Raw genomic sequence first — 13,627 nt, forward strand, 5'->3', positions numbered from 1 at the left:
CGGTCAAGCAGTCAGCAGATCAACCGGCTACCAGCACCCGAATGGCTTCCAGGCGCAGCGCTGCTTTCTCAAGCATGGCCAGGCCCTGTTCGCGTTGTTTGCGCAGCGCGACCAGTTCGCTGTCGCGCACGGTCGGATTGACCGCTTGCAGAGCGGTCAGGCGTGCCAGCTCTTCGTCGGTCTCGGCGGCCAGTCGACGTTGCGCCTCAGCCACGCGCTCGGCGTGTTTCGGTGCGATCTTGGCTTCGCCCGCATTGATCTGTGGGTTAAGCACATCGCGCTGTGCCTGGATGAACTTGTTGGCGCTGGCACGCGGCACGCTTTCCAGCTGCTCGTTCAAGGTCACGAACGAAACACGGCCCGACAGATCGTTGCCATTGGCATCGAGCAAGCAGCGCAGTGCCGCAGGAGGCAGGTAGCGACCCAGCTGCAACGAGCGCGGCGCAACCACTTCACTGACGTAGAGCAGTTCCAGCAATACGGTGCCGGGTTTCAGCGCCTTGTTCTTGATCAGTGCCACTGCGGTGTTGCCCATGGAACCGGCCAATACCAGGTCCATGCCGCCCTGGACCATCGGGTGCTCCCAGGTGATGAACTGCATGTCTTCACGCGCGAGCGCCTGATTGCGGTCGTAGGTGATGGTCACGCCTTCGTCATCGCCCAGCGGGAAGCTGGCGTCGAGCATTTTTTCGCTCGGCTTGAGGATCAGCGCGTTTTCCGAATGGTCCTCACTGTCGATACCAAAGGCGTCGAACAGGGTTTCCATGTAGATCGGCAGCGTGAACTGATCGTCCTGTTCAAGAATCGCCTCAACCAGTGCCTGGCCTTCGCCAGCACCGCCAGAGTTGAGTTCCAGCAAACGGTCGCGACCGCTGTGCAGTTCACCTTCCAGGCGGATGCGTTCTTCGCGTGCCGCGTCGACCAGGGCTTGCCACTCGTCGTCATCGCCACTTTCCAGAAGCGGGAGCAGGCGCGGGCCGAATTGGTGTTGCAGGGCGTTACCGGTCGGGCAGGTATTAAGGAAGGCGTTCAGCGCTTCGTGATACCACTGGAACAGGCGCTCTTGCGGGCTGGTTTCCAGATACGGTACATGCAGCTCGATGATGTGCTTCTGGCCGATCCGGTCGAGACGACCGATCCGCTGTTCCAGCAAGTCCGGGTGCGCCGGCAGATCGAACAGTACCAGGTGGTGGGCGAACTGGAAGTTGCGGCCCTCGCTACCGATTTCCGAACAGATCAGCACTTGCGCGCCAAACTCTTCATCGGCGAAATACGCAGCGGCGCGGTCACGTTCAAGGATGTTCATCCCTTCATGGAACACGGTGGCCGGGATCCCGGAACGCACGCGCAGCGCGTCTTCGAGGTCCATCGCGGTTTCGGCGTGGGCGCAGATCACCAGCACCTTGACGCGTTTGAGCATTTTCAGGGTGTCGATCAACCAGTCGATGCGCGGGTCAAAGCGCCACCAGCGTTCTTCTTCAGTGACGTCTGGCTGCGACTGGAAGCTGACTTCCGGGTACAGGTCGGCATGCTCGCCCACCGGCAACTCCAGGTATTCGGCCGGGCAGGGCAGCGGATACGGGTGCAGTTTGCGCTCCGGGAAGCCTTGCACGGCAGCCCGGGTATTGCGGAACAGCACGCGGCCGGTGCCATGGCGGTCAAGCAACTCGCGGATCAGGCGTGCGCTGGCTTCGGTATCGCCATCAGCCACCGCGCCCAGCAGGGCTTCGCCTTCGGCACCCAGAAATCCGTGGATGGTTTCGTGTGCCTTAGGCGACAGGCGGCCCTGATCGAGCAATTCCTGCACGGCTTCGGCCACCGGGCGATAGTTTTCGCTTTCGGCGCGAAATGCGTGCAGGTCATGGAAACGATTCGGATCGAGCAGGCGCAGACGAGCGAAGTGGCTGTCTTGACCCAGTTGTTCCGGGGTGGCGGTCAGCAGCAGAACGCCGGGTATGACTTCCGCCAGTTGCTCGACCAGCGAGTATTCAGGGCTGGCTTGTTCTTCATGCCAGACCAGGTGGTGAGCTTCGTCGACCACCAGCAGATCCCAGCCCGCGGCAAACAGCGCGTCCTGGGCCTTTTCGTCGTCGACCAGCCACTCCAGCGCGACCAGCGCCAGTTGCGTGTCTTCGAAGGGGTTGCTGGCATCGCTTTCGATAAAACGTTCGGCGTCGAACAACGCCACTTGCAGGTTGAAACGGCGACGCATCTCCACCAGCCATTGGTGCTGGAGGTTTTCTGGAACCAGGATCAGCACCCGGTTGGCACGGCCAGACAGCAATTGGCGATGGATCACCAGACCGGCTTCGATGGTTTTACCCAAGCCTACTTCGTCGGCCAGTAGAACCCGTGGCGCGATACGGTCAGCCACTTCGCGGGCGATGTGCAATTGGTGAGCAATGGGTTGCGCACGGACACCGCCCAGGCCCCAAAGCGAGGACTGCAACTGACGGCTGGTGTGCTCAAGCGTGTGGTAACGCAGCGAGAACCAGGCCAGCGGGTCGATCTGCCCGGCGAACAGGCGGTCAGAGGCCAGACGGAACTGAATGAAGTTCGACAGCTGGGTTTCCGGCAGGGTGACAGGTTCATTCTGGGCGTTGAGGCCGTGGTAAACCAGTAAGCCGTCGACGTCGTCGACTTCGCGCACGGTCATTTTCCAGCTTTCGAAGTGCGTAATCACGTCACCTGGCGAAAAGCGCACGCGTGTAAGCGGTGCATTGCGCAGTGCGTACTGGCGTGTATCGCCAGTGGCCGGGTAGAGCACGGTCAACAAGCGGCCGTCTTGCGCCAGAACGGTGCCTAAACCCAGCTCGGCTTCGCTGTCACTAATCCAGCGTTGCCCCGGTTGATACTGCTGCGCCATGCTGCCTGACTCCCGCCGTGAAAAGCCGACTATATTAACGGATCAGGGCACCCAAACCAAAGGGCCCCGTCAAAACAGCCCGTATTCATTGGATACGGGCCCTCGCACAGGGCCGTGCAAGGCACTTGTTGGCCAGAACAGAGTCGAAAGTCCTGCGTCAAGCGGCTCAAGTCGACGAACTGGCAGCCGACAGCCTGCTGATAAGGAGAACAACCACCATGCTGCCACCAATGATTCCGCTGAGTGCAGTGCCAGTCACCTCGCAACTCGACCCCGTTAAGCAAAGGCCGGAAATCCCGCCTGTGGTGCCGGTACAGCCGAGTTCCAACGAAAGCACTATCGACCTGCGCAAGCGCAACCCCGAACAGACCGCGATCATGTTGCGTGAAGAGCAGCGGCGTCAGCACGAACGGCAACGCGGCAAGGGTCATCAGGATGTGCAGGACGAACCCCTGGCCGTTCCAGGCGACTCATTGAACGCCGACAACACCGTGCCGGTGGTGGCGTTGATGGATGATGAGCCAAGGCAGGGCTTATGGGTGGATGTCGAGGTATGAGTTGTTCAGGCGTCCTTCACAGGTTCTCTGCATGCCTGGTCGCGCTGAATGTTTTTGTCGTGTAAGAAGGCAGATCACCACTGGTCATGGCCGCCGTCACCCCGCATTATTGGCAGCACTCCCGTAGTCAAGACGTGCAGACCATGAGCGAAGACGACAAATTGATAGACCTGGGCGCTGAACGCGCCAAGCGCACGCATGACCTCAATGACAAGCGCCTCAACGAAGTGCGCAAGGCTTTCGAGCAGGCGCTGCCGATGGGCAAAGCCAAGAAAAAGCCCAAGGGCAAACCGAAAAAGCCCTGAACGCTCGCTTCCCCCCCTTCCGTTATTTGACACAGATCAGTTATTAGCCACCTGCCGCGCGCTGTCGCGGTGGCGCTTGATCTGGGTCAATTTCCCCCACCGTCACCTTGGCTAACCTAGCCCTATCGAACAAGGCAGGTCAGGGGAGGCGGTTATGTTTCTCGATAATGTGGTTATCGCCGGTGTTGTCACCGTGGGCTTGATGGTGTTGTTTTTCGCAGGCCTGGGAGTTTTTATCTGGAAGGACTCGCACAAGCGCAAGTAAGGCTGAGAGTTGTTTCGGTACATGAGCACGCAAGGCACTTTGGGCGACTTCGGTCGCCTTTTTTTCGTCTTCGATTTTAGTCGTGCCCGCACCAAAGTGCGGGCGCGGTGATCTCAGCCGATGCTGATAGGCGGCAAGGTCGGCAGGGTGACAGTCTGTTGCTTGCGAGGGGCGAGGATCTCGGCTTCGCCATCTACCACCAGTTCATCCCGCTGGTTGAATACACGGGTAGCGATGCGCACGCGGAATTTTGGCAGCTTTTCCAGAATTTCCAGGCGTACGGTCAGGGTGTCGCCAATTTTCACTGGCTTCTGAAAGCTCATTTGCTGACCGATATAAATAGTGCCCGGTCCAGGCAACTCACACGCGACTGCCGCGCTGATCAGTGCGCCGCTGAACATGCCATGAGCGATACGCTCCTTGAACATGCTTTGGGCTGCGAATTCAGGATCAAGGTGCACCGGGTTGTGATCGCCCGACATCGCAGCGAACAACTGGATATCACGCTCTTCGACAGTTTTGCTGTAGCTGGCGGTCTGGCCGACTTCGAGAGCTTCGTAAGGCGTATTGGTGACTTGAGTCATTGAATAATCCTGTGGCGTGTTGGTTGACGATTTACGTATCGATGTTTTGAAAAAAACGATTCATTCATTCGGTGCGCGGTGGTCGTGGATTGGCCAGAGCGTGCTCCAGCCACGTGAGTAAATCACGAGTGACTTCATCGCGGTTGGTTTCATTGAGCAGTTCGTGCCGCGCCTGTGGGTAAATTTTCAGCTCTACCGCTAGATTGCCCGCCGAAATCAAGGCGTCGGCAAGGTCTTTGAGACGCGTGCCATTGCTGACTGGATCACATTCGCCACCCATCACCAGCAGCGGCATGCCCGGGTCAATCTGTTCGAGGTTCTCCGGATTGCTGATGTACTGCAATCCGGCCAGCATGTCGAGCCAGAATTGGTTGGTGCAGCGGAAGCCGCATAACGGATCGTTCACGTAGCGGTCGACTTCTTGCGGGTCGCGGCTGAGCCAGTCGAACGCGGTACGCATGGGTTTGAACGCTTTGTTGAACGAACCGAACGACAGCCATTCGATCAGTGCGCTGCGCCCGGTAGGCCCTTGGCGCCAGGACTCCAGCCGGGCGATCAGGCGGGCGCTGCGATAAAGCGAAACCGGCTGAAAGTTCGACCCGCTGAGAATTGCGCCTTGCAGGCCGGCGCTGTGAAGCAACAGATACGCCAGGGCAATATAGCTGCCCATGCTGTGGCCCATCAGGAATACCGGCAGGCCTGGATGCGTCTGGGCAATGTACTGCCTCAGACAGGCCAGATCACCCACCACTTTGTTCCAGCCGTTTTTATCGGCGTAGTGCCCGAGCACGCCGTGGGCGGCGGTTTTACCATGCCCCCGCTGATCAGGGACGTAGAGCTCGAAACCCGCGGCAGTCAAGGCTGTGCCGAACCGCTCGTAGCGAGCGCTGTGCTCGGCCATGCCATGTGACAGCATCACTACCGCCCTGGGCGTGACAGAGGGCTGCCAATGGCTGACGTAGAGGCGACTGTGATCGTGGGTATCAAGCCAGAAAGCATCATGACTCATGGCGATTCCTTATGCCCTGTGTGACCTACTGTTTGCAGTGTATAGCGCATCGACAAATTGCAGTCCGACCAGCAGTAAGATTCACGTTGTTGATGACGCACTGCGCGCTATTTGCCTTGTGGGTGTTAGCTGCTAACGTCCGGCAAGCCCCGCTTTTAATGCAGCGGGCCAGACACACTCAGGTAAAAGGACAAAAAAACAATGCAACCTGAATTCTGGAACGACAAACGGCCCGCAGGCGTGCTCTCTGAGGTGGACCTCGGCGCTTACAGGTCAGTGAACGAGGTATTCGAACGCTGCTGCAAGACGTTCGCTGATCGCCCGGCCTTCAGCAATATGGGGGTAACCCTCACGTACGCCGAGCTGGAACGTTACTCGGCGGCGTTCACCGCCTACCTGCAAACACAGACCGACTTGCAGCCGGGTGATCGCATCGCGGTGCAAATGCCCAACCTGCTGCAATACCCGATTGCGGTGTTTGGTGCGTTGCGTGCCGGCCTGATCGTGGTTAACACCAACCCACTGTACACCGCTCGCGAAATGCGCCATCAGTTCAAGGACTCAGGTGCCCGTGCACTGGTCTACCTGAATATTTTCGGCAAGCTGGTGCAGGACGTTCTGCCCGACACCGATATCCAGTACCTGATCGAAGTAAAGATGGGCGATATGCAACCTGCGGCCAAAGGCTGGCTGGTCAATACCCTGGTCGACAAAGTCAAAAAGATGGTCCCTGCGTTCAGCCTGCCACAGGCCGTGTCGTTCAAGAGCGTATTGAAGCTGGGTCGCGGCCATCATTTGCAAGGGGTCAAGGTCGGCAGTGACGATATTGCGGTGTTGCAATACACCGGCGGCACCACCGGTTTGCCCAAAGGCGCGATGCTCACCCATGGCAACCTGGTGGCGAACATGCAGCAGGTCTATGCCTGCATGTCGCAGCATGGCCCGGACGGTAGCCAACTCTTCAAGCAGGGCAGCGAAGTGATGATCGCGCCGTTGCCGCTTTACCACATCTATGCCTTCACCGCGAATTGCATGTGCATGATGGTCAGCGGCAACCATAACGTGCTGATCACCAACCCACGGGACATCGGCGGCTTCATCAAAGAGCTGAAAAAGTGGCGCTTCTCTGCGTTATTGGGGCTGAACACGTTGTTCGTGGCTTTGATGGAGCACCCGGATTTCAAAAGCCTGGACTTCTCCAACCTCAAACTCACCAACTCCGGGGGCACCGCGCTGGTCAAGGCCACGGCCGAACGCTGGCAGCAACTTACCGGTTGCCGAATTGTTGAAGGTTATGGCCTGACCGAAACCTCCCCGGTGGCCTGCACCAACCCATACGGCGATCAGGCGCGGCTGGGCACGGTGGGGATTCCTGTACCCGGTACGGCGTTGAAAATCATTGATGACAACGGTGTCGAGCTGGCGATTGGAGAGCGTGGCGAGCTGTGCATCAAGGGCCCACAGGTGATGAAGGGGTATTGGCACCGACCGGATGCCACCGCCGAAGTGTTGGATGCTGACGGCTGGTTGAAGACCGGCGACATCGCCGTGATTGATCCGGACGGCTTTGTACGCATCGTCGACCGCAAGAAGGACATGATCATCGTCTCCGGCTTCAACGTGTACCCCAATGAAATCGAAGATGTCGTCATGGCGCACCCTCGGGTCGCCAGTTGCGCGGTGATCGGCGTGCCGGATGATCGCTCGGGCGAAGCGGTGAAGCTGTTCGTGGTGGCGCGGGAGTCGGGCGTGAGTGTTGAAGAGCTCAAGGCCTACTGCAAAGAAAACTTCACCGCCTACAAAGTGCCCAAACACATCGTGCTGCGCGACTCATTGCCAATGACCCCGGTGGGCAAAATCCTGCGTCGTGAGTTGCGTGATATCGCCTGAGTCATTAGTTCCGTAGAGCGTTGTGCCAGACACACCGCTCTCGCAGACACGTCAGCTCCTTGATCAATTTTCAGGCGCTGACGTGTCTGCGAATGGCTCCACACGGAGTCACTGACACCCCATTTTTCGCTGAGTAGTATTTTTACTCTAAATGTGACCAATAGATGTTTATAAGTCACTATTGTGACTGTTCGGGCCACTATTGGCTCTAGTCGACCCCTGGCAAAGCTGCTACTCTCGGCCCGCTTTTTGCCCCATTGGTAAGCAAAAAGCCCGCAACAAAACACAAAAAAATAATCGCATTCAAGCGGTGTGTAGAATTCGCTGTCGCTGAGGAGTCGGCTTCCATGATCGAAAATTTCTGGAAGGATAAATATCCGTCTGGCATTGCTGCCGATATCAATCCTGACGAGTATCCAAATATTCAGGCGGTATTGAAGCAGTCTTGTGAGCGTTTCGCCAACAAACCGGCTTTCAGCAACCTGGGCAAGACCCTCACTTACGGTGAACTGTATGAATTGTCGGGTGCGTTTGCGGCTTACCTGCAACAGCACACCAACCTGCAACCGGGCGACCGTATCGCCGTGCAGTTGCCCAATCTGCTGCAATACCCGATCGCTGTGTTCGGAGCTATCCGCGCCGGCTTGATCGTGGTCAACACCAACCCGCTGTACACCGCGCGGGAGATGGAGCATCAGTTCAACGATTCTGGCGCGAAGGCGTTGGTGTGCCTGGCGAACATGGCGCATCTGGCCGAAAAAGTGGTGCCCAAGACCGAGGTTCAGTACGTCATCGTTACCGAAGTGGCGGATATGCTGTCACCGCTCAAGCGTCTGCTGATCAACAGCGTGATCAAGTACGTGAAGAAAATGGTCCCGGCGTATCACTTGCCCAAGGCGATCAAATTCAATGACGTGCTGAGCAAGGGCCATGGTCAGCCGGTGAAGGACGCTTCGCCTGTCAGCAGCGACGTCGCGGTGTTGCAGTACACCGGTGGCACCACCGGTGTGGCCAAGGGCGCCATGCTGACCCACCGCAACCTGATCGCCAACATGCTGCAATGCAAGGCGCTGATGGGCTCCAACCTGCATGAAGGGTGCGAGATTCTGATCACGCCACTGCCGCTGTATCACATCTATGCCTTCACCTTTCACTGCATGTCGATGATGCTGATCGGCAACCACAACATCCTGATAAGCAACCCGCGTGACCTGCCGGCGATGGTCAAGGAACTGTCGAAGTGGAAGTTCAGTGGCTTTGTCGGCCTCAACACCTTGTTCGTGGCGCTGTGCAATAACGAAGCGTTCCGCAAGCTCGACTTCTCTGGTTTGAAAGTCACCCTCTCCGGCGGCATGGCCCTGCAATTGGCCGCAGCCGAGCGCTGGGAAGCAGTGACCGGTTGCGCGATCTGTGAAGGTTACGGCATGACCGAAACCAGCCCGGTGGCCACGGTCAATCCGATCCAGAAGATTCAGGTGGGCACCATCGGTATTCCGGTGCCATCCACGTTGTGCCGCGTGATCGACGACGAAGGCAATGAGTTGCCATTGGGCGGGGTTGGTGAGTTGTGTGTCAAAGGCCCGCAAGTCATGAAGGGCTACTGGCACAATCAGGAAGCCACCGATGAAATGCTCGACGCCGAGGGCTGGTTGAAAACCGGCGACATCGCGATCATCCAGCCAGACGGTTACCTGCGCATTGTCGATCGCAAGAAAGACATGATTCTGATCTCCGGTTTCAACGTCTACCCCAACGAACTTGAAGACGTGCTGGTGATGTTGCCCGGCGTCCTGCAGTGCGCCGCCATCGGTATCCCTGACGAAAAATCTGGCGAGGCGATCAAGCTGTTCATCGTCGTCAAACCGGGTGTGACCCTGACCAAAGACCAGGTCATGGAACACATGCGTGCCAATGTCACCGGCTATAAAGTGCCGAAGTCGGTTGAGTTTCGCGACGCGTTGCCGACGACCAACGTCGGCAAGATCCTGCGCCGGGAACTGCGTGATGAAGAACTGAAAAAACTTGGCCTGAAAAAATAAGCCAAGCAGCGCTACACCCCAAGCCCCGCCGATGCGGGGCTTGATTGTTTTTGCAGGCGCGCTTGCCCGCGATCAGGTCCGTATGACCGCTTCGCGGCCAATCGCAGTCTCCGGCAGCGCCTACAGGGATTGTGTTGTGCGACAATCCCCGCCTTTGCACCCATCAAAAGACTCTGCGCACCTGATGACTGACGAATCGCCCTCCATCGACCAACTGCTGAAAAACCTCGACCACGCGATGATTTCTGATCGTCATCGCTTTCGTCGTCAGTTGCATGAGCTTCAAAAGAAGCCCGACGAGGCCAAGCTCGCGCAGTGGTCGGCGCGCGTGCAGGCGTCTTTTGCCCAGGTCACGGCCCGGCGCGATAGCCTGCCGGTGATTCGCTACGACGACAGCCTGCCGATTGCCGCCAAGCGCGACGAGATCAAGGCGGCGTTGCTCAAGCATCAGGTGCTGATTATTGCGGGTGAAACCGGCTCAGGCAAAACCACGCAGTTGCCGAAGATCTGCCTGGAAATCGGTCGTGGCCAGCATGGCCTGATCGGCCACACCCAGCCGCGTCGGATCGCTGCCCGCAGCGTGGCAAGCAGGGTCGCCGAAGAGCTGGGGACGCCATTGGGTGCGCTGGTTGGCTATCAAGTGCGTTTCGAAGATCAAAGTGACAGCAACACCCTGATCAAGCTGATGACCGACGGTATTCTGCTGGCTGAAACCCAGCACGACCGCTACCTGGAACGCTACGACACGATCATCGTCGACGAAGCCCACGAACGCAGCCTGAACATCGACTTCCTGCTCGGCTACTTGAAAACCCTGCTGCCGCGTCGCCCTGACCTGAAACTCATCATCACCTCAGCGACCATCGACTTGCAGCGCTTCTCTGAGCACTTCAATGATGCACCGATTGTCGAAGTCTCTGGCCGGACGTTCCCGGTGGAAACCTGGTACCGCCCGCTGACGTCCCAGCAGGACGAGGAGGGCAATGCGGTCGAAGACGATTTGACGGTCGATCAGGCGATTCTGGCGACCCTTGATGAGCTGGAAGCGTTCGAGCGCAGTGAACGCAAGAGCCCCGGCGATGTGCTGGTGTTTTTGCCGGGCGAACGGGAAATCCGCGATGCCGCAGAGATGCTGCGCAAGGCTCAACTCAAACACACCGAAATCCTGCCGTTGTACGCACGCCTGTCGCCTGCCGAACAGCAACGGATTTTTCAGTCCCATCCGGGACGGCGTGTGGTGTTGGCGACCAACGTTGCCGAAACCTCGTTGACGGTGCCCGGCATTCGCTACGTGATTGACAGCGGTACTGCACGGATCAGCCGTTACAGCTATCGCGCCAAGGTTCAGCGTCTGCCCATCGAAGCGGTTTCCCAAGCCAGCGCCAACCAACGCAAGGGTCGTTGCGGCCGGGTCGAGCCGGGGCTGTGCGTGCGCCTGTACAGCGAAGAAGATTTCAACGGCAGACCGGAGTTTACCGATCCGGAAATCCTGCGGACCAACCTGGCGGCCGTGATTCTGCAGATGCTGCATTTGCGTCTGGGCGAGATCACTGACTTCCCCTTTATCGAGCCACCCGACGGCAAGGCCATCAGCGACGGTTTCAACCTGTTGCAAGAGTTGTCGGCGGTCAACCGCGAGAACCAGCTGACGCCGCTGGGTCGCCAGTTGGCGCGCTTGCCGGTGGACCCGCGCATGGGGCGCATGTTGCTGGAGGCGGCCAAACAAGGCAGCTTGCAGGAAGTCTTGATCGTTGCCAGTGCCATGTCGGTGCAGGACGTTCGCGAACGTCCGCCAGAGCGGCAACAGGCGGCGGATCAGGCCCACGCGCAATGGAAGGACATCGATTCCGACTTCGCCGGGCTGGTCAATCTGTGGCGCGGTTTTGAAGAGCAACGCCTGGCCCTGACTGCCAGCCCGCTGCGCAACTGGTGCCGCAAAAACTTCCTCAACTACCTGCGCCTGCGCGAGTGGCGCGATTCCCATCGGCAATTGAGCCTGATCTGTCGCGACCTGCAGTTGACGGTCAACCAGGAACCGGCCGATTACACCAAGTTGCACAAGGCCGTGCTGTCGGGCTTGCTCAGTCAGATCGGGCAGAAGACCGAAGACGGTGATTACCTGGGCGCGCGCCAGCGGCGGTTCTGGATTCATCCGTCGTCCGGCCTGGGCAAGAAACGCCCGCAATGGCTGATGGCCGCCGAGCTGGTGGAAACCACCAAGCTCTACGCGCGCATGGTGGCCAAGATCGATGCGGACTGGATCGAGCCGTTGGCCGGGCACCTGATCAAGAAGAACCATTTCGAGCCGCATTGGGAGAAAAAACGCGGCCAGGTCGTGGCGTTCGAACAGATCACTTTGTTCGGCCTGATTGTGGTCGGTCGGCGTCCGGTGCATTACGGTCCGATCGATCCTCAGGTATCCCGTGAACTGTTCATCCGTGAAGGGCTGGTGCGTGGCGAGATTCTTTCGCGGGCCAAGTGCCTGACCGCCAACACTCAGTTGCTGGAACAACTCGACGAGCTCGAGGCCAAGGCCCGCCGTCGTGACATTCTGGCCGACGAAGACACGCTGTTCAGTTTCTACGAAGCACGGGTCCCGGCGGAGATTCATCAAACCGCGACCTTCGACAGTTGGTACAAGGTCGAAAGCCAGAAAAATCCGCAGCTTCTGATAATGCGCGAAGAAGACGTGCTGGCCCGCGAAGCCAGCGAAATCACGGCAGCGTATTACCCGGACACCCTGCGCCTGGGCGATCTGACCCTGGCGCTGAGTTATCACTTCGAGCCCAATCATCCGCGCGACGGTGTAACCCTGCGGGTGCCCGCGCCATTGCTGCCGGCATTGCCTGGCGAGCGTCTGGAATGGCTGGTACCGGGGTTGCTGGAAACCAAATGCATCGCGTTGGTGCGCAACCTGCCCAAGGTGGTTCGCAAAAACTTTGTGCCGGTGCCTGACTTCATCAAGGCCGCGTTGCAGCGCATCACCTTCGGCGAGGGCTCGTTGCCGCATGCGCTGGGGCGTGAGCTGCTGCGCATGACTGGCGCACGGGTGACGGACGAAGCCTGGGTCGAAGCGGCCCAGCAGCTCGACGGCCATCTGAAGATGAACCTGGAAATCCTCGACGGCAGCGGTAAGTTCCTCGGTGAAGGACGTGAGCTGGCCGAGTTGACGGCGCGTTTCGCCGAGGCCAGCCAAGCGGCATTGGCCGCGCCGCAAACCTCGAAAAGCCAACTGCCTGTCGAGGCCAAAATCTTCGCCCCTGTGGCCGAAAAAACCCAACAAAACATCGCGGGCCTGTCGATGACGGTTTACCCGGCGCTGGTCGAAGAGTCTGGCACGGTCAAGGAAGGGCGCTTCTCTACGCCTGCTGAAGCGGAGTATCAACACCGTCGGGCCTTGCAGCGCCTGCTGTTGCAGCAACTCGCCGAACCCGCCAAGTTCCTGCGCAGCAAATTGCCGGGGCAGACCGAACTGGCGTTGCTCCACCGCGAACTGGGCCGGGTCGATGGGTTGATCGAAGACATTCTGTTGGCCAGCCTCGACAGCTGCATTCTTGATGGCGAAGACAGCCTGCCGCGTGACGGTGCCGGGCTGGCGGCACTGGCCGAACGCAAACGTGCCGGCTGGACCGAGCATGCTGAGCGCCTGGCGAAACTGACACTGGATATCCTTACCCTGTGGCATGGCCTGCAAAAGCGCTTCAAGGGCAAGATTGATCTGGCGCAGGCGGTAGCGCTCAACGACATCAAGTCGCAGCTGAAGTATCTGGTGTATCCGGGCTTCGTCCGCGAAACGCCTGCGCAGTGGCTCAAGGAGCTGCCGCGCTATTTGAAATCCATCGAAATGCGCCTGGAAAAACTGCCCGGCCAAGTGCAGAAAGACCGGGTCTGGAGCATCGAACTGGCGGGCTTGTGGGCTCAGTATCAGGCCCGCGCCGGCAAGCATGCCCAGGAAGGTAAGCGCGACGCAGAGTTGGTGCTGTATCGCTGGTGGCTGGAGGAATATCGCGTGTCGCTGTTTGCCCAGCAGTTGGGGACAAAAATTCCGGTCTCGGACAAGCGTCTGAGTAAGCAATGGAGCCAGGTGGATGGCTGAATAGCGCGAAAATCGG

At 58.8% G+C, this 13,627-nt stretch carries 9 protein-coding genes; 6 read left to right on the forward strand and 3 right to left on the reverse strand.

The annotated features are described in order from the left end of the window. Positions 1 to 19: 19 nt before the first annotated feature. The gene (gene rapA, locus AC1MEA_RS13075; RefSeq protein ID WP_480416417.1) at positions 20 to 2,866 is read right to left on the reverse strand and encodes an RNA polymerase-associated protein RapA; all 2,847 of its coding nucleotides are present in this window, start codon (positions 2,864 to 2,866) and stop codon (positions 20 to 22) included. A gap of 218 nt (positions 2,867 to 3,084) precedes the next feature. On the opposite strand from rapA, the gene AC1MEA_RS13080 reads away from it, so the two are divergent. The 3 genes from AC1MEA_RS13080 (at position 3,085) to ccoM (ending at position 3,993) form a co-directional block, all read left to right on the forward strand. Beyond that, positions 3,085 to 3,423 (forward strand): aspartate-semialdehyde dehydrogenase, encoded by a 339-nt coding sequence (locus AC1MEA_RS13080; RefSeq protein WP_480416418.1) that lies wholly within the window; start codon positions 3,085 to 3,087, stop codon positions 3,421 to 3,423. 86 nt (positions 3,424 to 3,509) lie between these two features. Then, on the forward strand, positions 3,510 to 3,728 hold the full coding sequence (locus AC1MEA_RS13085) for a hypothetical protein (RefSeq protein ID WP_449633790.1): 219 nt from the start codon (positions 3,510 to 3,512) through the stop codon (positions 3,726 to 3,728). Between the two features lie 154 nt (positions 3,729 to 3,882). Further along, positions 3,883 to 3,993 (forward strand): cytochrome c oxidase subunit CcoM, encoded by a 111-nt coding sequence (gene ccoM, locus AC1MEA_RS13090; RefSeq protein WP_306823069.1) that lies wholly within the window; start codon positions 3,883 to 3,885, stop codon positions 3,991 to 3,993. 113 nt (positions 3,994 to 4,106) lie between these two features. Here the strand turns inward: ccoM and AC1MEA_RS13095 are convergent, their stop codons facing one another. Both AC1MEA_RS13095 and AC1MEA_RS13100 read right to left on the reverse strand, forming a co-directional pair. Then, entirely contained in the window at positions 4,107 to 4,577 is a 471-nt protein-coding gene (locus AC1MEA_RS13095; RefSeq protein ID WP_219064124.1) for a MaoC family dehydratase, read from the reverse strand. Positions 4,578 to 4,641: 64 nt separating this feature from the next. Next, positions 4,642 to 5,586, reverse strand: coding sequence for an alpha/beta hydrolase (locus tag AC1MEA_RS13100; RefSeq protein WP_480416419.1), 945 nt, complete (start codon positions 5,584 to 5,586; stop codon positions 4,642 to 4,644). 201 nt (positions 5,587 to 5,787) lie between these two features. Between AC1MEA_RS13100 and fadD2 the strand changes: the two genes are divergently transcribed. The 3 genes from fadD2 (at position 5,788) to hrpA (ending at position 13,611) form a co-directional block, all read left to right on the forward strand. Then, positions 5,788 to 7,476 (forward strand): long-chain-fatty-acid--CoA ligase FadD2, encoded by a 1,689-nt coding sequence (gene fadD2, locus AC1MEA_RS13105; RefSeq protein ID WP_449633575.1) that lies wholly within the window; start codon positions 5,788 to 5,790, stop codon positions 7,474 to 7,476. Between the two features lie 347 nt (positions 7,477 to 7,823). Continuing rightward, entirely contained in the window at positions 7,824 to 9,515 is a 1,692-nt protein-coding gene (gene fadD1 / locus AC1MEA_RS13110) for a long-chain-fatty-acid--CoA ligase FadD1 (RefSeq protein ID WP_219064121.1), read from the forward strand. A gap of 184 nt (positions 9,516 to 9,699) precedes the next feature. Beyond that, positions 9,700 to 13,611: an ATP-dependent RNA helicase HrpA gene (gene hrpA / locus AC1MEA_RS13115; RefSeq protein WP_480416420.1), complete on the forward strand. Its 3,912-nt coding sequence runs from the start codon at positions 9,700 to 9,702 to the stop codon at positions 13,609 to 13,611. Positions 13,612 to 13,627: the final 16 nt, after the last annotated feature.

Source organism: Pseudomonas sp. ASL8, assembly GCF_056680355.1.